Source organism: Bacillus sp. FSL R9-9497, assembly GCF_038005805.1.
Taxonomy (GTDB): Bacteria; Bacillota; Bacilli; order Bacillales; family Bacillaceae_G; genus Bacillus_A; species Bacillus_A cereus.
In genome coordinates this window covers 485,705-510,000 of record NZ_JBBOTY010000001.1, presented here as the reverse complement: position 1 = coordinate 510,000, position 24,296 = coordinate 485,705, and the positions used below count along the sequence as shown (strand labels likewise).

Below are 24,296 nucleotides of genomic sequence, written 5' to 3'. Positions count from 1 at the left end.
CTTCATTGCATACTTAGGTGTCTTTTTCCGCGAAAACATTATTATTATGACAACGTTTATGATGGTTGGCTTTTTAAGTGTTATCGCTAGCACTGTCGTTTACTTTTGGATTGGTATGTTATCTACTAAGACTATCCAAATTATTTGCCCAAGCTGTGATAAGCCAACAAAAATGCTCGGCCGTGTCGATGCATGTATGCACTGCAATCAACCTTTAACACTAGATCGAGATCTAGAAGGAAAAGAATTTGATGAAAAGTATAATAAGAAGAGTTATAAATCATAAGTATCAAGGGAAATACGAATTTGCAACACTACAAATGTTTCAACTCATTAAAAAGTTGATTTCTTAAAAAATCAACTTTTTAATTGTTTTATTAAATTTATTACACCTATTTTTTCGAAATAACAGTAAACATCCCTGTCATATTAGGCGAATAATCTTTAAAATCATATTTTTCGTAGAATGATGTTTTACCTTGCGACGCAAACAAACCAATGAATGCTTTATCTGGAGCATTCTGATTTAAGTATTCTACTAAAGTATTCATTATTTTCTTTCCAATACCATTCTTTTGATACTCTGGATGAACCACTATATCTTGAATATAGAAATAGATAGCCCCATCACCAACAATTCTCCCCATGCCGATGATTTGATTATTATCCTTGACTGTTATACAGTAAATCGAATTTTGAAGTGATATTTCCGCCACCTCAAAGTTCATATAGTTAGTCCATCCCACAGAATCACATAAATATTTATATTCTTCCAATGTTGGAATGTTATTTTTAATCTCATATTTCTTCAAAATGTCCCCTCCCAGAATTCATTTCCACCAATACAAAGTAAATTCGACAAACTTTTATCTAACCCTTCTTACTAACTTAGCACTGTAAATCCCGATTAGCCTCACTCTAATCCTTATATAATAAAGAAAGAGGCTGACGTATAGCCGTCAGCCTCTTTCTTTATTATATATTACGCCTTATGACACTCTGGACAAACGCCATAAATTTCTAAGCGATGACTATTGATAACGAAGCCTGTCGTTTTCGCAGCTTCCTCTTCCAGCTTTTCCAAGCCTCCATAAGGAAAATCAACAATCTTACCACATTTTTCGCAAATCACATGATAATGTTGACTTGTAACATAATCAAATCTACTTGAAGCGTCTCCATAAGTTAATTCCTTTACAAGTCCAACCTCTTTAAACACACGTAAGTTATTATAGACAGTTGCAACACTCATATTTGGAAACTTACCTTCTAATGCTTTATAAATATCATCCGCTGTTGGGTGCGTCATTGATTCCACAAGGTACTCTAAAATAGCATGACGCTGTGGAGTAATGCGTACACCCGTATTTTTCAGCATTTCTAGCGCTTCTTTTAATTCTTCTTTGACCACCGTCATGCACCCCGATTCTATACGGATTATTATTTTATAATTCTTATAAAGAGTGTACTCCTTTTCTTATAAATCGTCAATATTTCTACTATAAGTATGTAGTTTATTTTTATATTCAGGACTTGTTTTTATGTATCTTTCCCTTTTTTCTTCATATATTCCATAGAAAAAAGTGCGACATAATCGCACTTGGAATACTATCATCTGAGGAGGTATGCCCTACACTTCCACTTTATGTAAGGGAGTAAAATATGTATAGACACTTGCCTTGTTTCTGCATATTTTATCTCCAATGTAGATTTATTTTATATAAGAAAGAACATCCTCAATATGTCCTTTCACTTTCACTTTACGCCACTCTTTTACAAGTTCACCGTCTTTATTAATAAGGAATGTAGAACGCTCGATTCCCATATACTCTTTCCCAAAGTTCTTTTTTAACTTCCAAACATCGTATAACTCTGCTACTTTATGATCTTCATCTACTAAAAGTGTAAATGGCAATTCATGTTTCTCAATGAATTTCAAATGTCTATTCGCTGAATCAGGACTTACTCCAAGAATAACCGTATCCTTCTCTTGAAATACTCCATACGCATCACGAAAATCACATGCTTCAGTTGTACATCCTGGCGTCATATCTTTCGGATAAAAATAGAGAACTACATTTTTACCGCGGAAATCAGCTAGGCGAACTTCTTCTCCGTTACTTCCCTCTAATGTGAATTCTGGTGCCATTTCTCCTACTGTAATCATAGTTATCACTCCTACTCTTTTCCTTTACTATAACAAATGCTTCCTTATTTTTCATTGTCTATTACAGACCTCATCACAAAAGCAAAAGGGAGTGTATATCCAATTAGCGCTTCTGCGATTGCAATCCATCGCCCAATTCCAATCGGAGATATGTCACCATATCCAACAGACAATAAAGTAACTGCACTAAAATATAAACAAACTTCGACGAGTTGAAAAGAATGAGCGTTCAAACTTTCTCCGTCCTCTTTCAAAACTGCGAAACCCATTTCCTCTAATACAACGTAACTTAATCCAAATGCGATTAGTACTGTTGTATAGATTAAAAATAATGTGGCCAAATTATAGAGCGAAAAAAAACGCGTTGAATCCGAATAGGAACTCCATAATAATTGGACACTTTTCAAAATAGCGATTGCTGCAATTAATAGAATAAATCCCCATAACATGTCCTCCACCTCATTTTATATGTATGAGGTGGAGAACTGATTTATCCCTTAGAAACGAACAAGCTTCTATAATTAATTACCCGCGCCACGATACCTTTTTACCCCTTGGTTCCAGAGGGTGATTGCAATCGTAAAACAGATAACACCAACAATTGGCGTCGCAAATGCATAACTATTCCATTCTGTTTTTCTTAAAAAGTATGCCGCTGGATATACTCCAACAAATGCAAACGGTAAAACAAACGTTAAAATGAAACGAATTACACGATTATAAATATTAACAGGATAGCGCCCGTAATTACCTATGTTATACATAAGAGGCATAATTGAACTTTTCGCATCCGACCAAAAACCAAGGCTCGCCAACGTAACAAATATCCCTCCATATACAAGTGCTCCTCCTCCTACCATCAATATAAATAAGAAGAAATCATACCAGTAAAAAGATAATTGTAACTCCACAGCTGCATATCCCATTACAACAATCCCTGTAATAGCTCCAATTAAAGATTCAAGTTCCATTCTTTCTAATATAATTTGAAATAGGCTATGGATCGGTCGCGTTAATACACGATCCATCTCCCCTTTAATAATGTATCGATCATTAAAATCCCATATATTAAAGAAAGCTGAAAAGATGGCAAATGGCACTAAAAAGAAACCATAAATAAAGATTACCTCTTCTCGACTCCATCCCTTCAATGCTTGTGTATGCCCAAATACAACGAGAATAAATATTAAATTAACTGCTTGAAGCGATAAATCAGAAAGTAAACCAACGATAAAATCGCCTCGATACTCCAATTTCGTTTTTATATATTGACTTGCATATTGTAAAAATAAGTTTATATATAGCATCTCATCATCCCCCTTGTACAATTAGACGTTTTCTCGCCGTTCTCCACATGAGTACAATTGGAATAATAAGTACAATCGCCCAAATCACTTGAAATACTAAAGCCTCATACAACTTACTCCCCTGTATACCTTCAGAAAAAATCATACTTGGAATATAACTAATAGCCTGAAATGGTAAAAACATCATTGCTTTTTGGGCCCATAACGGATAAAAACTAATTGGTAATAATAGACCTGAAAATAAATCAATAACAACGCGTTTTGCATACATAATCCCACTATTATTAAATAGGAAAAACGTAAGCATTCCCGTCATTAAATTAATTTGTGTATTAATAATAAAGCTAAATACTAAAGATAAGAAGAAATATAACCAAGTTTGAAAATTCGTTGTAATTTGCAACGAAAATAATAACGTAACGATAACCATGCCTGGAATGGAAAAGAAGGCAAAACGGAATATTCCCTCGCCAAGACCTTGCATAACTTTCATTCCCAAATAGTTATACGGACGAATTAATTCTACAGCCACACGTCCTTCTTGAATCTCCATCGCAATTTCCCTATCTATATTATTAAAATAGAAGGCACGTGCCATCCACGCGATTGCGATATACGTGGTCATTTGCGAAATAGATAAACTTTCAATATTCTCTTTTCCGCTATAAATTGCTTGCCATAAAAAATAGTAAGCACCGATATTAATCGTATAAATTAAAATCCCGCTATAGTAATTTGTACGATACGCAAGCATCATTAAAAAGCGAATTCGAATCATTTCAATATACTTACCCATGCGTAATACCTTCTTCATAAATGTTACGAATAATTTCCTCTGTAGACACTTCGTTAATTTTTAAATCTTTAATTTGAAATGCTTGTACTACTTTAGAAATAAGCATTGAAATAATAACTTCTTCATTCGGAATTTTTGCAACCCATGCATTTTCCTCTTTCGCTTTCGACCAAACGACATGATTATCTGGCATAACCATTGATAAATCCTGATAGGAAACTGGTGCAACAAACTGAAAGTGAATTTCCTTCTCTGCTCCCCACTGCGTACGAAGATTACTTAAAGAACCGTCATACATAATATTCCCTTCATCCAGCATGATAACGCGCTCACATAAAGCTTCAATATCAGTAATATCGTGTGTTGTTAATAAAATTGTTGTTTTATAACGTTCATTCATTTCTTTTAAAAATTCACGTATTTTCAATTTCACAAGTACATCTAACCCAATTGTTGGCTCATCTAAAAATAATAACGGTGGATTATGAATTAAGGCTGCCGCTAATTCACAACGCATCCTTTGACCAAGAGATAATTTTCGAACTGGTTTATCTAATAAAGGCCCTATATCTAACGTTTCAATTACGTGCTCCATATGCTCCTTATACTGAGCGTCTGATACACCGTACACTTTCTTTAATAAACGAAACGATTCTTGTACTGCAATATCCCACCAAAGTTGCGAACGCTGTCCAAAAACAACACCAATTGTTCTTACAAATTCTTCTCTTTGTTTATGTGGGTTCATTCCATTTACTGTGATTTGCCCTGATGTCGGAGTTAAAATCCCCGTAAGCATTTTAATTGTTGTTGATTTACCAGCACCATTCTCACCGATATAACCAACCATTTCACCTTGCTTTACAGTAAAAGATACATCATTTACTGCTGGTACTATTTTATAATTACGATTTAATAAATCGCGAAATGCACCCTTTAAGCCCGGACGACTTGAATAGGCTGTAAACTCTTTACGTAACCCTTGTACCTCAATTACCGATTTCATAATCGGACCCCCCTCCTAAATGTCACAACGAATAGTTTACCCAACTGCCTGCGCTATCACAAACAATACGTCTTTTCGAAAAACATGTTAGAATAATACATAGATTTTTGTAAGGAGATGAATTGTAGTGAAATTCACAAAGTCAGAAGCATTACATAAAGAAGCTTTAGAGCATATCGTTGGCGGTGTTAATAGTCCTTCTCGTTCTTTTAAAGCAGTTGGCGGCGGCGCTCCTGTTGCTATGGAACGTGGGAAAGGCGCTTATTTCTGGGATGTAGACGGAAATAAATATATCGATTATTTAGCAGCATACGGTCCTATTATTACTGGACATGCTCATCCGCATATAACAAAAGCAATTACAACAGCTGCTGAAAATGGGGTACTTTATGGAACACCAACAGCGCTAGAGGTAAAATTCGCAAAAATGTTAAAAGAAGCAATGCCTGCATTAGATAAAGTCCGTTTCGTAAACTCTGGTACAGAAGCAGTGATGACAACGATTCGTGTTGCTCGTGCTTATACAGGTCGCACAAAAATCATGAAATTCGCTGGTTGTTACCACGGTCATTCTGATTTAGTACTTGTGGCAGCTGGATCTGGTCCTTCTACTTTAGGAACTCCTGACTCAGCTGGCGTACCACAAAGTATTGCACAAGAAGTTATTACCGTTCCATTTAATAATGTAGAAACTTTAAAAGAGGCTTTAGATAAATGGGGTCATGAAGTAGCAGCTATCCTTGTAGAACCAATCGTTGGAAACTTCGGTATTGTAGAGCCTAAACCAGGATTCCTTGAAAAAGTGAATGAACTTGTTCACGAAGCTGGCGCACTAGTAATTTATGATGAAGTTATTACTGCTTTCCGCTTTATGTACGGTGGTGCTCAAGACTTACTTGGTGTGACACCTGACTTAACAGCGCTTGGTAAAGTTATTGGCGGCGGCTTACCAATCGGTGCTTACGGTGGTAAGAAAGAAATTATGGAACAAGTTGCTCCGCTTGGACCTGCATACCAAGCTGGTACAATGGCAGGAAACCCTGCTTCTATGGCATCAGGTATCGCTTGTCTAGAAGTACTTCAACAAGCAGGGCTTTATGAGAAATTAGATGAACTTGGTGCAATGCTTGAAAAAGGAATTTTAGAGCAAGCAGCGAAACATAATATCGACATTACATTAAACCGTCTAAAAGGGGCTTTAACTGTATACTTCACAACAAACACAATTGAAGATTACGATGCCGCACAAGATACAGACGGTGAAATGTTCGGTAAATTCTTCAAGCTTATGCTTCAAGAAGGAGTTAACTTAGCACCTTCTAAATACGAGGCATGGTTCTTAACTACAGAACATACAAAAGAAGATATTGAATATACAATCGAAGCTGTCGGCAGAGCATTTGCTGCCCTAGCAGACAATAAATAATCCCGTCATTAAAAGGAAAAAAGAAAGCTCACCTTTCTTTTTTCCTTTTTTCTATTTCATAAATTCCGTATTAATAGTATAATTATTCATAATTATCTGTTTTATATTCTTTTACAGCATTACTATCTCTGTGTACAAGGTGATTCGCACCTTAAATAGTAAGATTATTCTAACTTTTACAAGAGGGGGGATTGACGGATGCTCAATAAAAAAAATACATGGACACCGTCTTTATTTCGAGATTATAGAAATGCAGAACATGATGCGTGTGGAATCGTTTCCGTTATGGAGAAACGAAAAATTGCTACAAAAGAAAACATTGACCTTTGCATACAATCACTCGTCAAAATGAATCATAGAGCTGGTTTCATTAATGGCGAGGGCGATGGCATCGGCATTCACATTGATGTACCAAAAACGCTTTGGAATGAAAAACTAAAAAGTAGCGGATATAATCCAACGATTGTGGATCATCCCCACTTTATCGTTGGACATTTTTTTCTAAATAAAAAAGAAGACATTACTGCCTTAAAAGATTATATTCGTACAAAGTTAAACAACAAAAACTTTACTATCATTTTCGAAAGTGATGATGTAACAAACTCAGATGCGCTCGGTCCACTTGGTAAACAAGAAGAACCTTTATTTTGGCAAGTTGCCCTTATCGCAGAAAACGAAATTACAAATATTGAGCAAACATTATTTTCTGTCACAATAAAAATAGAGGAAAACGAAGCAATTCATGTTGCTTCATTAAGTCGTGATCATGTTGTATATAAAGTTCTAGGTGCTGGTGATACGCTTGTTGCCTACTATAATGATTTACAACATCCGCTTATCGCTTCAACTATGACATTAGGACATAACCGCTACTCTACTAATACATTATCTAATTTTTTTCGTGTACAACCATTTAGCATTCTCGGACATAATGGTGAAATTAACACAATTGCGAAATTACGCGATCAAGCCGAAATGATTGATGTACCACTTACTGCAGGAGGCAGTGACTCTCAAGATTTAAACCGCACCTTAGAAACCCTACTTGTTCAATACAACTACAGCTTATTTGAAGCAATGGAAATTCTATTCCCACCAATTATTAATGAAATTAAACTTTATGAAACACCTTTACAAGATTTATATACGTATATACGTGAAGCATGGGGACATTTTGCCCAAGGACCAGCTGGCATCATTTCCCGTTTTAAAGATGAAGCTGTTTTCAGCGTTGATTCCCTTGGATTACGCCCAGTATGGAAAGTAGAGACAGAGAGCTCTTATATTTTCTCTTCTGAACCTGGAGTTGTATCACCAACTAAATATGTAGCAGAACCAAAACCACTCGCTCCTGGAGAAAAAGTCGGATTAAAATGGAATGAACAAGATGAACTTGTTCTTTATGAATATGACAAATATCAAATCCAAGTATATAACCGTTTTAAAAAGCGAATTGATACTACCAATTACCATTTAAATTTATCTATCCCTGAAACGAAAAAAATCCAAGGGCTATGTGATTCTGTTCAAGTTGAAACGAAACAATACGTCGCTTTCGGATGGGACCGAGAACATATTCAACTTCTTGAACAGATGGCAACAAAAGGCGTTGAGCCAATACGCTCACTTGGGCATGACTCACCACTTGCCGCACTTGATACTGATAGACGAAATATCGCTGACTTTATTAAAGAAAGTGTAGCTGTTGTTACAAACCCTGCAATTGACCGTGACCGTGAAATTGAACACTTCTCTACACGTACTGTACTTGGAGAGCGTCCAAGTTTATTAAGCGGCGCAAAACGGCCATTTGTAGTTGAAATGCTTTCACCAATTATTTTAGAAGGAAGCGTGGCACAACCTATTGCAGAGGAATTACACACAATTACGTACGAACAACTCATAGAGCTATTTAAAACTCATAACTCTATCGCCACAATCTCTGCTACATTCAGCTCGTCAGAAACTCTACAATGTGCATTAAGCCGCATTAGTTCTGAAGCGATAGCTGCTGTTAACAATGGTGCTTCCCTACTAGTATTAGATGACGCAAAAGCCCATCTAAATGAGCGATTGTGGATTGATCCACATTTAGTTACTGCTAAAGTACATCAAGCATTAAGTGAAAATAAATTACGCCGCAATTGTTCTCTCGTTATACGTTCTGGTGCCCTTCGCTCCTTACATGACATTGTCACGCTATATGGATTAGGAGCAGATGGTATTAATCCATATTTATTATTCGCGACTGTAAATGACGGAACAAAAACACCAATTACGAATCTGTATAATGCACTTAATAAAGGATTAGAAAAAGTCATTTCAACAATTGGAATTCATGAGTTACGTGGTTACGGACGTCTCTATTCATCTATTGGGTTACATGAAGAAATCGCAAATATATTACAGATTACAAATTTCTTCGGTTCAAATGATTTAGCTTTTTCACTTGAATCACTTACTGAAGATGCAAAAATGCGAGCGGATGATTATAACAATCCTAAAATTAGAATGCGAAAATCATTTCATATATTCCCGCGAATTTGGAAAGCAATCGGCGATGTTGCAAAAGGAAATTCTTATGATGATTACCGTGACAAGTTAAGTGAACTAGAAGAGAATAATCCCATCGCAATCAGACACCTTGTTCAAACGAAACAAACAAAACATGTCGTTCCAACTGAAGAAGTATCTATCGGCATTAAAAACCATGATTTTCCATTTATTATTAGTTCTATGTCATTTGGTTCTCAAAACGAAATTGCCTTTCGCGCATATGCAGAAGCGGCCGATCAGCTAAATATGATTAGCTTGAACGGTGAAGGCGGCGAAATTAAAGATATGATTGGAAAATATCCACATACACGTGGACAACAAGTGGCATCTGGGCGATTTGGAGTAAATGCCGAACTACTAAACTCATCGAACTTAATTGAAATCAAAATCGGTCAAGGCGCAAAGCCTGGGGAAGGTGGGCATTTACCTGGTTCAAAAGTAACAGCCAAAATCGCTGAAGCACGTAATGCGACAATTGGCTCAGATTTAATTTCACCTTCTAATAACCATGATATTTATTCAATTGAAGATTTAGCTCAAATGATTACGGAAATTAAAACAGCTAATCAACTTGCCAAAGTAGCCGTGAAAGTTCCTGTCGTTCCTAATATCGGAACAATTGCTGTCGGTATCGCCAAAGCTGGTGCTGATTTTATTAACATTAGCGGATTCGATGGCGGAACAGGTGCTGCACGTATTCACGCCTTGCAACATGTAGGTCTTCCTGTAGAAATTGGTGTTAAAGCCGCTCACAACGCTTTATTAGAAGCGAGCATGAGACATAAAGTAGAGATTTGGGCAGATGGTGGTATTCGAAGTGTAAATGATGCCTTGAAAATCATGCTTCTCGGAGCAAACCGTATTGGATTTGGCACACTATCAATGATTGCAATCGGCTGCACTACTTGCCGTGGGTGTCATCTAGATACTTGCCATGTCGGAATTGCGACACAAATCGAGTCTGAAGCTCAAGCAAAGGAACATGGGTTACGCCGCTTCGTCCCACGCGAATTAGAAAGCGCAGTTACTGGCCTGCTAAATTTATTCACCTCTTTCGGTATAGAACTAAAACGATTAACAGGACAGCTTGGGTGTACAAATTTACAAGCAATTGTTGGGCGTTCTGATTTATTAGAGCAAGTTCGAGGCGAAAATTTATTAAACTTACGTAATTTATTACAAATAATAGAACATCCATCTGTTACAACAACAGATGGTGTACCAGAAAAACAATTTAAGACAGTTCATTCCGCTGACTCAAAAGAATTAGTAGGCGTTGGTGTAGAGCAACGAGTTATGGGTGGTCTAGAATCATGTTATCGCGTTCGCAGTAAACTATATGAAGCTACTCAACTTGAACCACTTACATTAAAGTATACGAATGGTTCTATTCCCGGAAATGGGTTAGGCGCTTACAATAGTGAAAATTTATTTATACACGTAAATGGCGGCGCACAAGATGGCATTGGTAAAACTTCCTTTGGTGGTGGGATTTATATAACGAAATCAAAAGGAAAAGACGGAGTATATTATAACGGTTCTGTCGGAAAAGGATTTGGATATGGTGCACAAAAAGGGGCACTATACGTGCAAGGGAACGCTGATGCTCGCGCTGGCATTCGCCTTTCTGGGGCAGACATGATAATTGGAGGTAGAATAACAAAACCACTCCGTGAAAAAGAGCAAGGAAATATAGGGGCATACTCCAATATTAAAGGTTTTGCTTTTGAATATATGACAAATGGGCGAGCGCTTGTTTTAGGTGACCCTGGTCCATGGATTTGCGCTGGCATGACTGGCGGTGTTGTTTATTTGCGTCATGATGCAAACTTAGGCCTAACAGAACAGGCCTTAAAAAGAAGAATTGCAAAAGGGGCAAATGTTACATTACAACCAATTAGTAAAAATGGTTTGAAAGATGTAACTGAATTATTGCTAGACTATATTCGTGTACTAAACGAACATGAGCAATATGAGGAAGTTGCTTTATTAACAGCATTATTAGATGATATACAGAACCAGTTTTTTGAGATTATCCCGAAAAAAGAACAGGCAGACCCATCTATCTCAACAGAGTAAAATGAGTAATTTTCATTATTAAGAAAAAATTGACGAAGTACGCTTCTCATAGTAATCTATAATAACAATTTGAGACCTGCTGAAATTCAGCAGGTTTTTTTACTAAAAACTGATGTTTAAAAGGAATTAGGAAAAATTATAAAGTGAAACTTTAATTAGCCTACACCAATCGAGCGTTTACCGGCATCTAGCTTCTGATTTTTGAGGCAGTAATCTTACTACTCACAATTAGCGGGATAAAATGAAGACTAATTTCTTTTAACGTCACTAAAATATCACTTGCTAACATATTGTAATGAATGTATAGTATCATGTTGTACATTCATTATGACAAGAGAAAGGATCTTATTAAGGGTATGAAACTTGGTGCTCGCATTTTAAAAACGGGTATTGCCATCACGTTAGCTTTATTTGCTTGTATTTTACTTCAATTACCGAGTCCGGTATTTGCGGGAATTTCAGCTATCTTTGCTGTTCAACCGTCTGTATACCGTTCTTATTTAACAGCACTTGAACAAATTCAAGCAAATGTAATTGGTGCGATATTTGCTATCGCATTTGCTACTGCTTTTGGACATAATCCTTTTATTATTGGATTAACATGTATATTAGTAATTGCTCTTACATTACAATTACGATTAGAAAACACAATATCAATTGCTTTAGTAACAGTTATCGCCATTATGGAGTATCAAGGCGAAGATTTCTTTAGTTTTGCCTTACTTCGATTTGCGACGATTATGATTGGTATTATTGCGGCTTCACTTGTAAATTTAGTATTTATGCCGCCAAAATATGAAACAAAACTTTATCATCGTATCGTTGATAATACAGAAGAAATTGTAAAATGGATTCGAATGAATAGCAGGCAGGCTTCTGATTTTACAACGCTAAAAACTGATATTGATCGTATGAAAGAAAAAATGATCAAACTAAATCATTACTATTTGCTGTATAAAGAAGAAAGAAGCTATACGAAAAAAGTAAAGTTCGCAAAAATTCGTAAGCTCGTTTTATTCAGACAAATGTTAGCGACAACAAGCCGTGCTTTAAGTACGTTAAAATCATTACACCGTACTGAAAATGAACTGCGCTATATGCCAGAAGAATTTCAGGAATCTATCCAAAACGAACTTGACTCATTAACGCATTATCATGAACAAGTTTTATTAAAATTTATTGGTAAAGCAAAAAAACAACAATCAGTTGAAATGCTTGATGAAGTTGAAACAGGTAAACAAGAATTAATTGATATCTTTATGGAATATCAAAATAAAGACGATGAAGAAGCATATAAAACATGGTTACATCTCTTTCCTCTTATTTCTTCCATCATTAACTATAGTGAAGAAGTAGAGCATTTAGATTTGCTTGTAGATAGCTTCTACACATATCATAAACCAGAAAAAGAACTCCAAATCGATGATAAAAAAGAAGACGAATAAAAAAACAGCTCCTTTTATGCTAAAGGAGCTGTTTCTGTTATATGTTGAAGTTGATATAAATTGTAATAAAATCCTCTTTTTCGCATTAACTCTTCATGAGAACCAGTCTCTTTAATCTCACCGTCTTCAATGTAAATAATCGTATCAACATGCGTAATCGTCGCTAATCGATGTGCGATTATAATCGTTGTCCGGTCAGCAGCTAACGTCTGAAGCGCCTCTTGAATATACCTTTCATTTTCTAAATCTAATGCTGAAGTTGCTTCATCTAATATAAGTACCGACGGATTCTTTAGAAACACTCGTGCAATTGCCACGCGTTGTCTTTGCCCGCCTGATAGCTTCACACCACGTTCTCCAACGACAGTATTATAACCATCTGGTAAGTCTATAATAAAATCATGAATTTGCGCAGCTTTGGCAGCTACAATCACTTCTTTCTCTGTAGCTTTCGGATTTCCATATAAAATATTAGCTCCAATTGTATCGCTAAACAATAAATTATCCTGCAGTACAATTCCAATATGACTACGCAAATTTCTCATATTGTACTTTCTTACATCTATGCCATCTACATAAACCGCGCCTTCAGAAACATCATAGAAACGCGGGATCAAACTAGCAAGAGATGACTTTCCTCCCCCACTCGCTCCTACAAGCGCTACTTTCTCTCCAGGCTGCATAGTTAATGACAAGTTGTGTAATATCTCTTTTTCATCTGCATTATAACGAAAAGAAACATTGTCAAATACAATTTCTCCATTTAATTTTTTCGTTTGTACCGCATTTGGTACATTAACAATATCGTATTTTTCATCTAACAGTTCAAACACACGGTCCATCGATGCAAAAGATTGTGTTAATGTTGTAGATGAATTAACAAGGCGGCGAAGCGGACTATATAAACTATCCATATATCCAACAAAAGCTACCATCGTTCCTAGCGTTAACTGCCCTTGAATTACTTCATATGCTGCAAAACCAATCACAAGTAACGGACCTAAATCGGTTAACGTATTTACTGCCGAAAATGTTCTTGCCGTCCAACTTGTATGGGTTAATGCTTTCGTTAAAAATTCATTATTTCTTTTTTCAAACTGCTTCCCCTCATACTCTTCTAACGCAAAGCTACGTGTCACTTGCATTCCTTGAATACGTTCATGCAAATACCCTTGCATCGTCGCTAATGCTTGTGAACGCTCTTTCGTCAATTTCCGAAGACGTCCGAAAAAATATTTCACTGCAATTACATAAATAGGTAAAATCAATAACGCAACAAATGTTAATTTTATATTCATAGAAAACATAACAATGATAGCAATAGCAATTGTTGCAGTATCTAACCAGACGTTCATCAAACCAGTAATTACAAAATCCTTCGTTTGTTCTACATCATGGATGACACGCGAAATAATCTCCCCTGTTTTTGTATTGGAGTAATAACGTAAACTTAACTTTTGTAAGTGACCGAAAATATGCTTCCGCAAATCATACAGTATTGTATTTGCGATACGTTGGGCGAAATATTGACGATAATATTCAATCGGTGGTCTTAATACCGCAAAAATAAAAAAAGCAATTCCAATCGCTGTTATTAATTGAGATGTTTTATCTTGAAGTGAGCCCGCGCCTTGAATTACATCATCGATAATATACTTTAATAACCACGGCATAATAAGTGGGATACCGAACTTAACTAGTCCAATAATAATTGTAATAGCAATAAGCCATCGATATGGTTTAACAAATTGTAAATATCTTTTTATGCCTTGCACATAATCCCCCCTCTAATAGGACAAACCTGCCGGGAAGCCCCCTGCAGGTTTGTTTTAATTTCTGTACATTAAATATCGTTCATACCACATATCTACGAAATCTGGTGCAAATGGACCTTTTCTTTGATGAATCCACTGTGTTAAATGTGCTACATTTCGTTTTAAAATTGTATCAATAACAGGTGGATACTGCATAATTTGACTATGTTTTTCATACTCATCTTCATCTAGAAGCGTATATGTCATATCTGGATATACTTTAATATCTAAATCATAATCAATATACTTTAATGCTTCAGGATCATACGCAAAAGGTGAGCTTAAATTACAATAATAATATACGCCATCTTCCCTAAGCATCCCAATCACATTAAACCAATAGTTGGCATGAAAATAACAAATTGCTGGTTCACGAGTAATCCATGTTCGGCCATCCGATTCTGTAACTACTGTACGATCATTCGCTCCGATTACAAGACTCTGTGTCCCTTTTAAAATTGTTGTTTCTTCCCACATTCTATGAATGGAGCCATTATGTTTATAACTATGTATTTGTACTTTTTCTCCTTCTTTGGGAAATCCCATATATGCTCCCTTCTTTCAACTGCAAATGCCCTTTGAACGGCATTCACTTTTTTTCTATTATAACTTTTTTGTCGAAATTTTAAAACTAAAGGGATAAGACTCTATTTTTCAAACTGAATATGCAGGAGGTTTATCGTTGAATACTATGCCCCAACTCTTCTTAAGAGATAAGGATTGTACTGCATTATTTATAAGCGAGGACATGTAATAGAAAAAGCCCTTCTCTATTTCCATACAAAGAAGGACTTTTCACCTGAAGATAACAATATATCTTATCCTAAATTTGAAATCATTTTTTCAGTTGCAAAAGATTGAATTACACTATTCGTTTGTTCTTCAAATTTCTCATGTAACATCTTCAAAGCTACTTCTGTTCTATATATTTCCTGGCGGATAAAATGCAGTTCTTTTTTATCGCACGTATCTTTTTCATTCATTTCGATTTGTTGATACTTCTCTAGATGTGCTTGTAACTTTAACAACTCATCCATCGTCTCTAATTGCTCCTCTACCAACTTATCAAAATCGTTCATTACTTACCCCCTTTTGGACTTATTCATCAGTTATTATTCCTAATTACATAATTCTAATTGTTAACTTCCTTCTCCTTTGACTACATTTGTTGACTTATTAGAAGTTATGTCGTTCGCTTTCTTTTCATTACAACGATCCACGCAAAAAGAAAACACTTCTCCCGAATTAGAGAAGTGTTTTTCTTTCATTACTGATTTGAGCTAGAAGATTGTGATTGTTTTGCAGCTGACTTAGCATTTTGTTTTTTCACAGCATGCACGTCTGTTTCAGTTGCAAATTCTGTACCATAACTAGCGTTTGCACTTTGTGCACCAGAAGCTTGTGCTTTCTTTGCTTCTGATTGTGCGTTTGCTTGTTTTACTGCTTGTACATTTGTTTCAGTCGCAAACTCTGTACCATAACTAGCATTTGTACTTTGAATGCTAGCACCAGAAGTTGCCTTGTTATAACCTTGTTGTTTTTTACTCATCTTTCTCACCTCCACAATCAATAATGTAACCAATTCACTTAGAAGCTATCCGTAATTTTCTTTTGAATAATTTCCGCATATATCTTTTGTTACTTATTCAAACTATAAGAAATGGAGGTGGAAATATGTATATAGGACGCGATATGACTGAACTAACGATGATTTCAAAAAATGAATGGAAAGAAGATGAATTAGCTTATTTTCATCACTCACTACAACAGGTTCTGCCTTATTTAAATGTAGAAGGGCAAAGTATTTACAAAGAAATTGTAGTAGAAATCGAATCAAGAGGCGGCTTACAAGAAGGTGAAGCTAGTTGGACTCATGGGACAAAAATTTCTTACGATTAAAAAAGTGTTCCCTAGATTGGGAACACTTTTTTATTTATTGCATTGTAATTTTCTCCACACAATTTTCATAAATAGTACGGTGTGATTTTGAGAAAGGTAATTGCTCAAATACCTCTTTTGATACAAATTTTAATGTATCTGTATCAACAATATTACCTGTTACTTTTCCGTAAAATACAAATATATCCCAAGTACGATGTGTAAACGTATGTTGTACATTCATTGCGTATTCATCAATAAAAACCTCGAGCTCAAATTTTTCTTTCATATAATCTATAAGCTGTTCCTTCTGATTTCGAATACTTTCTCCAAGTTCCACATTCGGAAACTCCCACATATTAGCTAACAAACCTGTACTTGGACGTTTATTAATAACGTAACGACCGTCTTCAGTTTGAAGTACACCTGCAACAATAGGTACCATTTTAGGAGCTTTCGCTTTACTTTTTACTGGTAATTCTTTTTGAACACCTTCAGCATACCCTCTGCAATGTTCACGTACAGGACAAAGTAAGCATGCTGGATTTTTCGGAATACAAATTAGTGCACCTAATTCCATCAAACCTTGATTAAAATAAGATGGATTTTCAATCGAAATAATTTCACGCACAATCTCTTCAAAAACTTTTCGAGTCTTTGGTTTTGCAATATCATCCCATACTGATAAAATACGAGATAATACACGCATAACATTTCCATCAACTGCCGGCTCTGGTATACCATATGCGATACTTAAAATAGCACCTTTTGTATATGGTCCGACTCCTTTTAACTTTTCAATTTTCTTTACATCACTTGGTACAACTCCGCCGTATACTTCTTTTACCTCTTTTACTGCCGCATGTAAATTACGTGCTCTAGAATAATATCCTAAACCTTCCCATGCTTTTAATACTTCTTCATCATCTGCGTTCGCTAACGCTTCAAGTGTAGGAAACTTCCCCATAAAATTTGCGTAATATGGTTTTACAGCTTCTACTCTTGTTTGCTGTAACATAATTTCAGAAACCCAAACGCGGTATGGATCTTTATTCTTTCTCCATGGTAAGTCGCGCTGTTCTTCTTCAAACCAACCAATTAAATCATTTTGAAACTGCTCTATATTAAAATTGTTTAGTATTTCAAGTGTCAAACTTGATCCCCCTCATTTTTTTGCATATAAGTACTATTATAAAGATTTTAGGAAAAAATTTAAGTAAGATGATACAGGAAATAGAAGGCAAAGGACTTGAGGTATCGAATAAAAAGAGTTACATTAATAAAAAACGGAGGTGGATTTCTATGGACACAGCCACTCACCTTGTTATGGGTATCACTTTAGGTAGCTTAGCAACATTAGATCCAGCCATAGCACAAAGTGATATTGGCCCCCAAGCTGTTATGCTTGCTACAATTGCTGGTTCCAACATTCCTGACATTGACACAGTTTTAAAATTGCGTAATAACGCTAAATATATAAGAAATCATCGTGGGATTACTCATTCTATTCCTGCGGTAATTCTTTGGTCATTCCTTATAAGTGGCATCTCTTTCGCCTTCTTTTCAGACGCTCCATATCTTCATCTACTGCTTTGGTCATTTATTGCTGTCTTCCTTCACGTCTTTGTAGATATTTTCAATGCCTATGGTACACAAGCATTACGGCCTTTCACAAAAAAATGGGTCGCACTCGGCGTGATTAATACATTCGATACCGTAATTTTCTTTATCCATATACTTGCAATTGCTTGCATGCTCGTCGGTTCTCATAAGGGATATACAGCTTTAGCGGCATATATATTAATGATTGTTTACTATATCGGACGGATTATGATGCACAGAAATATAAGAAGCGTTGTACACAAACGTTTCAAAAATGTCGAAAAGATTATCATTTCTCCTTCTTACCGATTTTACCATTACCATTTAGCAATCGTTACGGCTGATTATTACTACGTTGCGAGATGGCACCGTGGTAACATCATGATATATGATAAGTTCGATCGGGTACCGTTCCCAGACAATAATATTATGCGAGCAGCTAAACAAGATGAAAACATCTCGGCCTTTCTATCTTTCTCTCCTGTATATCGCTGGGATATTTTTGATCATGACCATTATTATGAAGTACGATTCATTGATTTACGATATCGAAGTAAAGATTATTATCCATTTGTTGCAATCGTTCAGCTCGACCACAATTTAAATATTATTAGTTCCTATACAGGATGGATCTTTAGTGAAGAAAAGCTTCGAAAAAAACTGGAATTACTTCCACATTAAAAAAAGCGACTTAAGTCGCTTTTTTTAATGTTTCAAATGATCTTCTTGATTAATTAAATGACTATACTTCGGATTATTTGTACGCATTTCATGAAGGCGTACACCATGATTATTAATCCATGATCGTACCACTTGTTCCGTCATTTCATCGCCTTGATAACGACCTGATTTTGCATAAGTTGTTTGAAAATCTTCCCATAGTAACTCAACCCACGCACGAGCTTGTGCGTAAGAAAGCTTGTCATTCTTGTCTAATAATTCTTTCGTTAATGTTTCATAAATATCATTCATATTATAATCTCCTTTTACCTATTTATCCCTTCATTTCTAAAGGATAGTTTCTTCAATTTTGCACATTCTATAATTGATACTTCTTAAAGAGGTATCAACCGATAATGAGGAGGGCGTTCGTAATGGGTAAACAAGCCGAATTTTGGTCTGAGTCAAAAAACAACAGCAAAATCGACGGTCAACCGAAAGCGAAATCACGCTTCGCTTCGAAACGACCTAACGGCACAATTAACACGCACCCACAAGAACGTATGCGTGCTGCAAATCAGCAGGAAGAGTAGTACAAATTAAATTAACTTCCTACACGAGGTGATAAAGATGAGCTACCGTGATCGCTTAGATAGTCGTTCTGAATTATTTAACCATACGTGGACTCGTCCAAAACATGCGAAAGCGCAAGTTAACGGACAGACGCAACAAACCCAGTCTCTCATTATATTGGCAAATGAATGTAAAAAACGCCAATTTTAGAATCTCCTATCTCCTTTAACGCCTACCAAAGATGAAAACCAGAGAGATATATGCTCTCTGGTTTTTATTTTTCTTGCAATAAGGAAATTGGTATGCCAATCTCTTCATTATCATTTTGCTTATATCCCCAAGCAAATACCCCATTGAAATACGTAATTTTAAATAATACACCAGGTTCTTCTACTAATTCATATGTTTCACCAATACGGAATTTGTTTATATCCGTCATATAAGCACGAGCCATTGCCATTTTTCTCATTAATACATCAAATTCATTGACAATCCCAAGCTGCTCCGCTTTTACTGCTTGCTCCTTCAAAGCGCCAATTTCTTCTCTTAGCTCATGCGGTGTCATTTCACTGTAGCGTTTTGGCATATTCATCTTATTCTCCTCATTCCTCTTCGCGTTTCATTTGCAAAAATATCTCGATTTCATCAATAGAGAATCCTTTTCGATATAACGCTTGTTTCATCTTGTTTTCAAATGTCCATCCATCATGCTTCTTATATTTCTCATAATATTTATTCCCATGATAGTGTAACGCTTCTTGTTGCTTTTCGTCATCTTTTTCGTCTTTCAATTCTTCCAAACAAATTTGAATTACTTCTCTAGAATATCCTTTTCGAACAAGCATCTCATCTAACTTTAGTTTCATTTGTAAAAAAGAATGTTTTTGATAAGATTTTTTCTTCTTCTCTATGAGAAACAAGGCATTCTCAATTTGCTTTTCCTTCGGATATTCTTGTAAACTATGTGTAATAATTAAATCCTGAACACCTTTATTTAATAACTCTCTTTTAATAACAGTTGGACCTTTTCGATTCACATTACTTTGCGTTCGCGTATATAAAACAGCATACTCTTTATCATTAATATATCGGTCATGTAATAATTTCGAAACGACTTCAGAGATGATGGCCTGTCCCGCTTCTTTTTTTCGTAAAAAATCTTCTATTTCTTGTTTTGTTCTCATTTGATAGGATAAATAGGAGATTGCTTGTAAATATGCTTTTTGCACTTCTTCATTGTACAAAATATTTCCTAACTCGATTTCATCAATTTCTAAGCCTTTTTGTAATCCATGCTTTATTAAGATTACTTGATCCACACTAAATCCGTACTCTTCGCCTTGACCTTTATCAATATAAATATTAAATCGTTCTTTCGATCGTTTTTGTACTTCTATTTTTGTAATGACAGCCATACTCTCACCTCTCTATTATTTTAACATAGTCGAGGAACATTTTTTCTTTTCAAGAATATATATAATGAGGAGGAAATACTTGTGAAAATCGCAATTTCTGGTGGTACAGGCTTTATCGGTAAATCCCTTTCTACTTTTTTTATTCAAAAAGGATATACTGTTTACATTCTCACACGAAAAAAAACTACTGAAACTTCCGATCCTAACCTTCAGTATGTTCAATGGACACCAGATTTACAAACCTTCCCCCTCTCTTCTATTGATGTAGTTATTAATCTAGCGGGAGAGTCTATTAATAGTAGATGGACAAAGCAACAAAAGAAAGCCATTTTAAACAGTAGAATTCAAACAACAAAAGGACTCATTAAACAATTGCAGGGACTCCATACAAAGCCACACACATTTATTAACGCAAGTGCTATTGGATACTATGGAACGTCTGAAATAGAGTCTTTTACAGAACAGCATGAGACTCCTGGAAATGACTTTTTAGCAAATACAGTATATTCATGGGAACAAGAAGCATCTAAAGCACGTTCTCTCGGAATACGAACAATCTACGCAAGATTTGGAGTTGTATTAGGTACAAATGAAGGAGCTCTTCCAAAAATGCTACTTCCCTATCAATTCTATATCGGCGGCACCATTGGTTCTGGGAAGCAATGGTTATCATGGATTCATATAGACGATGTCGTTCGTATGATGGATTTCATCATACACAAAAAAGAAATTGATGGTCCTCTTAATATGACAGCACCAACACCTATAAGAATGAAGGAATTTGGAGAAACCATTGCAACTATAATGAAAAAGCCTCATTGGTTGCCTGTACCTTCTTTTATCATTCAAACTTTATTAGGTGAAATGAGCATACTTGTACTAGAAGGGCAACGTGTATTACCCATTAAAGCAATTGAACATGGATACCAATACACATTTCCAGAAATAGACCATGCATTACAAAATATACTTTCGCATACAATGTAGTACTTCTAAAACACAATTTTACATGGGCTCTTTCAAAACTTTCATTTTCTAGGATCCGAAGCATTACCACACAAATAACCTTTCAGTTACTTTCCCTTAACTTCCATTAGCATTATAAAGTAACAGAAATGAGGTACCTATGAAAATATTGCTCAAACAGGCCATTGTATACCCTATTACATCTCAAAAGTTTCAAGGAGATGTACTCGTTACAGGAGAGCGAATTACCGAGGTCAAACCTTTTATTCCACCTACTCAAGATATGACCGTTATAGATGCACGAGCACTCCATCTCTTACCTGGCTTTATTGATGTCCATACTCACCTTGGTCTCTATGATGAAGGTACTGGTTGGGCTGGAAATGATGCCAATGAAACATCTGAAGTTTCAACACCACATATTCGTTCTTTAGATGGAATCCATCCTTTCGATATTGCCTTTCAAGACGCTGTACAAAACGGAATTACAACCGTTCACGTTATGCCTGGCAGTCAAAATATTATCGGGGGTACTACTTGTGTAATAAAAACAGCTGGAACTTGTATTGATCATATGATTATTCAAGAACCTGCTGGTTTAAAGATTGCCTTTGGAGAAAATCCTAAAAAAGTCCATAGTAATGGAACAAAAGAATCCATTACACGTATGGGGATTATGGGGTTACTTCGGGAATCATTCTATGAAGCACAACATTACGGGCACGAAGCTGATTTTCGAATGCTTCCTATTCTAAAAGCATTACGTCGTGAAATACCCGTACGTATCCACGCTCACCGAGCAGATGATATTAGTTCTGCTCTACGCTTTGCAACAGAATTCAATCTCGATTTACGCATTGAACATTGCACAGAAGGACACTTTATTGTTGAAGAACTTTCAAAACACAATTTGAAGGTTTCAGTTGGTCCCACTCTGACACGCCGTTCTAAAATCGAACTAAAAAATAAAACATGGGATACTTACCATATATTATCAAAAAATGGTGTGGAAGTTTCTATCACAACAGATCATCCTTATACACCCATTCAATATTTAAATGTTTGCGCTGCTGTTGCAGTAAGAGAAGGGTTAGACGAGAAAACAGCACTAGAAGGAATCACCATATTCCCAGCACGAAATTTGCGTTTAGAGGATAGAATTGGAAGCATCGAGGTTGGAAAAGACGCCGATCTCGTGCTATGGACTCATCATCCTTTCCATTATTTAGCCAAGCCTGTACTAACTATGATTGATGGAAAAATAATTTACAAAAAAAATAAAAAAAACTAGTTTATTTTTTTGACTAGATAAAGTATTATACGATTATAAACTGAATGAAACCATAATCAATTTGTGTCGTGATTATCATTTTCAAATTGATGAATGGGGAAGGCAAATGGTGCGCCACCAGCGTTAGAAACTGGTTCTAGTGGGTTCGATTCCCACCCCGAAATTTTTTAAAGATTGATATAAAAATTTCGAGGGTGGGGTGTTTTTTCGTCATGCTACCCTCGTGTGAGGAGGAGTTAGTATGTTGAAAAAACGCGACTTACACGACAGCCACGTTCTATACGAGTTAATGGTGGATCCAGCTGTCTTCCCTTTTGTGCGTCAAAAGGCTTATTCTTATGAAGAATATTTATTCTTAACGAAACAAACGATTGAAGCTGAAGAGCGTGGTGAATTAATTTCACGCACAATTTTAGATGAATGGGGTAACCCTATCGGAACAATTACTTTATTTGATGTGCAAGAAAAAGCTGGATTTCTCGGGACATGGCTTGGTAAACCATATCATGGAAAAGGCTATAACAAATTGGCAAAAGATTCATTTTTTAGTGAACTTTTCTATGAATTAGATATTGAAACAATTTTCATGCGTATTCGTAAAATAAATATTCGTTCTATTAAAGCTGCAGAAAAACTGCAATATGTGAATCTAGCAAACGAAACAAGAAAAGCCGTATATGATGAAATTAACGCAAACGAAGAAGTGTATAACTTATATGAAATTCCAAAAGATCAATACACACTTGCTACAATGCGAGATACAACCTTCCAAGATGCTCATCAATTAAAAGAAGCGTAATCTAAATTTTCTGAAATGATAATCAATCGTTAACATTTTCCATATGCGTATATCCCCTCATGTCTTTGGAAACGATAAATAGTAACTTTAAGACACGAGGTGATTTGTAATGGATAAAAAGAAACGTGATAAAACAAAAAACACATTATCTAGTACACAAGAAGTTCTCTATCAACGCGAATTTCAAAAAGCAGATCGTGCAGCAGGATATCGCTCGAAAAGCATTTAAAGTGAAAATGAATAATTAGAAGTTTCCCCCCTAATTATTCATTTTCATTACATAATTTTCTCGACTGATAGAAGTAAGCAAAAAAGCCCCTTATACATAAGGGACTTTTTTGCTGTGGACAACTTTATCCACAAAACCGATGAAATTGTTAGTAATTTTCAAAAACATTTAATATTTTTCTATATTAAAGCATATATCAGCTGTTTTAATTGTGGATATTTTTCTAAAAATTGTGGACAATGTGGATATAGTTGTTAATATTCCGACTTTACTGTTTAATGAAAGCG

General features: G+C 35.7%; 27 protein-coding genes (1 of these 27 cut by a window edge). 12 read left to right on the top strand and 15 right to left on the bottom strand.

Annotated features, from left to right (window positions below):
- On the top strand, window positions 1-286 hold the 3' portion of the coding sequence (locus MKY21_RS02650) for a YgzB family protein (RefSeq protein ID WP_000025066.1). Its footprint begins 71 nt before the window's first position; 286 of the gene's 357 nt are visible here — the last part of the coding sequence; the start codon falls outside the window, past its left edge; its stop codon occupies window positions 284-286.
- A 106-nt stretch (window positions 287-392) separates the two neighbouring features.
- On the opposite strand, the gene MKY21_RS02645 is transcribed toward MKY21_RS02650, so the two are convergent.
- The 7 genes from MKY21_RS02645 to MKY21_RS02615 all read right to left on the bottom strand — a co-directional run bounded on the left by MKY21_RS02645 (window position 393) and on the right by MKY21_RS02615 (window position 5,276).
- The gene (locus MKY21_RS02645; RefSeq protein ID WP_000759738.1) at window positions 393-812 is read right to left on the bottom strand and encodes a GNAT family N-acetyltransferase; all 420 of its coding nucleotides are present in this window, start codon (window positions 810-812) and stop codon (window positions 393-395) included.
- A 170-nt stretch (window positions 813-982) separates the two neighbouring features.
- On the bottom strand, window positions 983-1,411 hold the full coding sequence (gene perR, locus MKY21_RS02640) for a peroxide-responsive transcriptional repressor PerR (RefSeq protein WP_000237829.1): 429 nt from the start codon (window positions 1,409-1,411) through the stop codon (window positions 983-985).
- A gap of 300 nt (window positions 1,412-1,711) precedes the next feature.
- Entirely contained in the window at window positions 1,712-2,167 is a 456-nt protein-coding gene (gene bcp / locus MKY21_RS02635; protein ID WP_000633710.1) for a thioredoxin-dependent thiol peroxidase, read from the bottom strand.
- Between the two features lie 44 nt (window positions 2,168-2,211).
- Entirely contained in the window at window positions 2,212-2,616 is a 405-nt protein-coding gene (locus tag MKY21_RS02630; protein ID WP_000964343.1) for a potassium channel family protein, read from the bottom strand.
- A gap of 72 nt (window positions 2,617-2,688) precedes the next feature.
- A complete protein-coding gene (locus MKY21_RS02625; RefSeq protein WP_000965773.1) occupies window positions 2,689-3,474 on the bottom strand; it encodes an ABC transporter permease in 786 nt (261 codons plus the stop codon).
- Between the two features lie 4 nt (window positions 3,475-3,478).
- Window positions 3,479-4,270 (bottom strand): ABC transporter permease, encoded by a 792-nt coding sequence (locus MKY21_RS02620; RefSeq protein WP_086392065.1) that lies wholly within the window; start codon window positions 4,268-4,270, stop codon window positions 3,479-3,481.
- Complete coding sequence (locus MKY21_RS02615) at window positions 4,263-5,276, bottom strand: ABC transporter ATP-binding protein (RefSeq protein ID WP_000843659.1); 1,014 nt, start codon at window positions 5,274-5,276, stop codon at window positions 4,263-4,265. The genes MKY21_RS02620 and MKY21_RS02615 overlap by 8 nt, the downstream gene beginning before the upstream one ends.
- Window positions 5,277-5,403: 127 nt before the next feature.
- Here MKY21_RS02615 and hemL point away from each other — a divergent pair, with 127 nt between their 5' ends.
- From hemL to MKY21_RS02600, 3 genes are all read left to right on the top strand, one after another.
- The gene (hemL, locus tag MKY21_RS02610; RefSeq protein WP_000673236.1) at window positions 5,404-6,702 is read left to right on the top strand and encodes a glutamate-1-semialdehyde-2,1-aminomutase; all 1,299 of its coding nucleotides are present in this window, start codon (window positions 5,404-5,406) and stop codon (window positions 6,700-6,702) included.
- Between the two features lie 198 nt (window positions 6,703-6,900).
- Complete coding sequence (locus tag MKY21_RS02605; protein ID WP_341075370.1) at window positions 6,901-11,337, top strand: glutamate synthase-related protein; 4,437 nt, start codon at window positions 6,901-6,903, stop codon at window positions 11,335-11,337.
- A 356-nt stretch (window positions 11,338-11,693) separates the two neighbouring features.
- Window positions 11,694-12,782 carry an aromatic acid exporter family protein gene (locus MKY21_RS02600; RefSeq protein ID WP_000765787.1) on the top strand — a complete coding sequence of 363 codons (1,089 nt, stop codon included), beginning with the start codon at window positions 11,694-11,696 and terminating at the stop codon, window positions 12,780-12,782.
- 14 nt (window positions 12,783-12,796) lie between these two features.
- Here the strand turns inward: MKY21_RS02600 and MKY21_RS02595 are convergent, their stop codons facing one another.
- The 4 genes from MKY21_RS02595 to MKY21_RS02580 all read right to left on the bottom strand — a co-directional run bounded on the left by MKY21_RS02595 (window position 12,797) and on the right by MKY21_RS02580 (window position 16,145).
- Window positions 12,797-14,557 (bottom strand): ABC transporter ATP-binding protein, encoded by a 1,761-nt coding sequence (locus MKY21_RS02595; protein ID WP_098481455.1) that lies wholly within the window; start codon window positions 14,555-14,557, stop codon window positions 12,797-12,799.
- Between the two features lie 54 nt (window positions 14,558-14,611).
- On the bottom strand, window positions 14,612-15,142 hold the full coding sequence (gene ntdP / locus MKY21_RS02590; protein ID WP_000506624.1) for a nucleoside tri-diphosphate phosphatase: 531 nt from the start codon (window positions 15,140-15,142) through the stop codon (window positions 14,612-14,614).
- 272 nt (window positions 15,143-15,414) lie between these two features.
- Window positions 15,415-15,675: a YgaB family protein gene (locus MKY21_RS02585; RefSeq protein WP_086392063.1), complete on the bottom strand. Its 261-nt coding sequence runs from the start codon at window positions 15,673-15,675 to the stop codon at window positions 15,415-15,417.
- Window positions 15,676-15,863: 188 nt separating this feature from the next.
- Complete coding sequence (locus MKY21_RS02580) at window positions 15,864-16,145, bottom strand: gamma-type small acid-soluble spore protein (RefSeq protein ID WP_000039035.1); 282 nt, start codon at window positions 16,143-16,145, stop codon at window positions 15,864-15,866.
- 125 nt (window positions 16,146-16,270) lie between these two features.
- Between MKY21_RS02580 and MKY21_RS02575 the strand changes: the two genes are divergently transcribed.
- The gene (locus MKY21_RS02575) at window positions 16,271-16,495 is read left to right on the top strand and encodes a hypothetical protein (RefSeq protein WP_000275436.1); all 225 of its coding nucleotides are present in this window, start codon (window positions 16,271-16,273) and stop codon (window positions 16,493-16,495) included.
- Between the two features lie 34 nt (window positions 16,496-16,529).
- Here MKY21_RS02575 and mutY read toward each other — a convergent pair whose 3' ends face one another.
- Window positions 16,530-17,627, bottom strand: a complete 1,098-nt coding sequence (gene mutY, locus MKY21_RS02570) for an A/G-specific adenine glycosylase (protein WP_000171390.1) — start codon at window positions 17,625-17,627, stop codon at window positions 16,530-16,532.
- Window positions 17,628-17,776: 149 nt separating this feature from the next.
- On the opposite strand from mutY, the gene MKY21_RS02565 reads away from it, so the two are divergent.
- Window positions 17,777-18,757: a metal-dependent hydrolase gene (locus MKY21_RS02565; protein ID WP_000379106.1), complete on the top strand. Its 981-nt coding sequence runs from the start codon at window positions 17,777-17,779 to the stop codon at window positions 18,755-18,757.
- 24 nt (window positions 18,758-18,781) lie between these two features.
- On the opposite strand, the gene MKY21_RS02560 is transcribed toward MKY21_RS02565, so the two are convergent.
- Window positions 18,782-19,048 (bottom strand): YfhJ family protein, encoded by a 267-nt coding sequence (locus MKY21_RS02560; RefSeq protein ID WP_000998166.1) that lies wholly within the window; start codon window positions 19,046-19,048, stop codon window positions 18,782-18,784.
- Window positions 19,049-19,170: 122 nt separating this feature from the next.
- Here MKY21_RS02560 and MKY21_RS02555 point away from each other — a divergent pair, with 122 nt between their 5' ends.
- Both MKY21_RS02555 and MKY21_RS02550 read left to right on the top strand, forming a co-directional pair.
- Complete coding sequence (locus MKY21_RS02555) at window positions 19,171-19,329, top strand: small, acid-soluble spore protein K (RefSeq protein ID WP_000517891.1); 159 nt, start codon at window positions 19,171-19,173, stop codon at window positions 19,327-19,329.
- A 37-nt stretch (window positions 19,330-19,366) separates the two neighbouring features.
- On the top strand, window positions 19,367-19,519 hold the full coding sequence (locus tag MKY21_RS02550) for a YpzG family protein (RefSeq protein ID WP_000122093.1): 153 nt from the start codon (window positions 19,367-19,369) through the stop codon (window positions 19,517-19,519).
- A 64-nt stretch (window positions 19,520-19,583) separates the two neighbouring features.
- On the opposite strand, the gene MKY21_RS02545 is transcribed toward MKY21_RS02550, so the two are convergent.
- Together MKY21_RS02545 and recX are read right to left on the bottom strand one after the other, a co-directional pair.
- The gene (locus MKY21_RS02545) at window positions 19,584-19,901 is read right to left on the bottom strand and encodes a YfhH family protein (RefSeq protein WP_001057024.1); all 318 of its coding nucleotides are present in this window, start codon (window positions 19,899-19,901) and stop codon (window positions 19,584-19,586) included.
- Window positions 19,902-19,911: 10 nt separating this feature from the next.
- The gene (recX, locus tag MKY21_RS02540) at window positions 19,912-20,724 is read right to left on the bottom strand and encodes a recombination regulator RecX (RefSeq protein ID WP_000268500.1); all 813 of its coding nucleotides are present in this window, start codon (window positions 20,722-20,724) and stop codon (window positions 19,912-19,914) included.
- Window positions 20,725-20,805: 81 nt separating this feature from the next.
- Between recX and MKY21_RS02535 the strand changes: the two genes are divergently transcribed.
- The 4 genes from MKY21_RS02535 (at window position 20,806) to MKY21_RS02520 (ending at window position 24,009) form a co-directional block, all read left to right on the top strand.
- A complete protein-coding gene (locus tag MKY21_RS02535) occupies window positions 20,806-21,711 on the top strand; it encodes a TIGR01777 family oxidoreductase (protein WP_000684383.1) in 906 nt (301 codons plus the stop codon).
- A gap of 139 nt (window positions 21,712-21,850) precedes the next feature.
- Window positions 21,851-22,981, top strand: coding sequence for an amidohydrolase (locus tag MKY21_RS02530; protein WP_000698314.1), 1,131 nt, complete (start codon window positions 21,851-21,853; stop codon window positions 22,979-22,981).
- Between the two features lie 241 nt (window positions 22,982-23,222).
- Window positions 23,223-23,780, top strand: coding sequence for a GNAT family N-acetyltransferase (locus MKY21_RS02525; RefSeq protein WP_000914737.1), 558 nt, complete (start codon window positions 23,223-23,225; stop codon window positions 23,778-23,780).
- Window positions 23,781-23,889: 109 nt separating this feature from the next.
- Window positions 23,890-24,009 carry a YfhE family protein gene (locus MKY21_RS02520; protein WP_000358486.1) on the top strand — a complete coding sequence of 40 codons (120 nt, stop codon included), beginning with the start codon at window positions 23,890-23,892 and terminating at the stop codon, window positions 24,007-24,009.
- The last annotated feature ends 287 nt before the right edge of the window (window positions 24,010-24,296 follow it).

Coding starts and splice junctions, on each gene's coding strand:
- bcp (WP_000633710.1), bottom strand. CDS start 2,167: ATGATTACAGTAGGAGAAATGGCACCAGAATTCACATTAGAGGGAAGT.
- MKY21_RS02630 (WP_000964343.1), bottom strand. CDS start 2,616: ATGTTATGGGGATTTATTCTATTAATTGCAGCAATCGCTATTTTGAAA.
- MKY21_RS02625 (WP_000965773.1), bottom strand. CDS start 3,474: ATGCTATATATAAACTTATTTTTACAATATGCAAGTCAATATATAAAA.
- MKY21_RS02620 (WP_086392065.1), bottom strand. CDS start 4,270: ATGGGTAAGTATATTGAAATGATTCGAATTCGCTTTTTAATGATGCTT.
- MKY21_RS02615 (WP_000843659.1), bottom strand. CDS start 5,276: ATGAAATCGGTAATTGAGGTACAAGGGTTACGTAAAGAGTTTACAGCC.
- MKY21_RS02605 (WP_341075370.1), top strand. CDS start 6,901: ATGCTCAATAAAAAAAATACATGGACACCGTCTTTATTTCGAGATTAT.
- MKY21_RS02600 (WP_000765787.1), top strand. CDS start 11,694: ATGAAACTTGGTGCTCGCATTTTAAAAACGGGTATTGCCATCACGTTA.
- ntdP (WP_000506624.1), bottom strand. CDS start 15,142: ATGGGATTTCCCAAAGAAGGAGAAAAAGTACAAATACATAGTTATAAA.
- MKY21_RS02585 (WP_086392063.1), bottom strand. CDS start 15,675: ATGAACGATTTTGATAAGTTGGTAGAGGAGCAATTAGAGACGATGGAT.
- MKY21_RS02580 (WP_000039035.1), bottom strand. CDS start 16,145: ATGAGTAAAAAACAACAAGGTTATAACAAGGCAACTTCTGGTGCTAGC.
- MKY21_RS02575 (WP_000275436.1), top strand. CDS start 16,271: ATGTATATAGGACGCGATATGACTGAACTAACGATGATTTCAAAAAAT.
- MKY21_RS02565 (WP_000379106.1), top strand. CDS start 17,777: ATGGACACAGCCACTCACCTTGTTATGGGTATCACTTTAGGTAGCTTA.
- MKY21_RS02560 (WP_000998166.1), bottom strand. CDS start 19,048: ATGAATGATATTTATGAAACATTAACGAAAGAATTATTAGACAAGAAT.
- MKY21_RS02555 (WP_000517891.1), top strand. CDS start 19,171: ATGGGTAAACAAGCCGAATTTTGGTCTGAGTCAAAAAACAACAGCAAA.
- MKY21_RS02550 (WP_000122093.1), top strand. CDS start 19,367: ATGAGCTACCGTGATCGCTTAGATAGTCGTTCTGAATTATTTAACCAT.
- MKY21_RS02545 (WP_001057024.1), bottom strand. CDS start 19,901: ATGAATATGCCAAAACGCTACAGTGAAATGACACCGCATGAGCTAAGA.
- recX (WP_000268500.1), bottom strand. CDS start 20,724: ATGGCTGTCATTACAAAAATAGAAGTACAAAAACGATCGAAAGAACGA.
- MKY21_RS02530 (WP_000698314.1), top strand. CDS start 21,851: ATGAAAATATTGCTCAAACAGGCCATTGTATACCCTATTACATCTCAA.
- MKY21_RS02525 (WP_000914737.1), top strand. CDS start 23,223: ATGTTGAAAAAACGCGACTTACACGACAGCCACGTTCTATACGAGTTA.
- MKY21_RS02520 (WP_000358486.1), top strand. CDS start 23,890: ATGGATAAAAAGAAACGTGATAAAACAAAAAACACATTATCTAGTACA.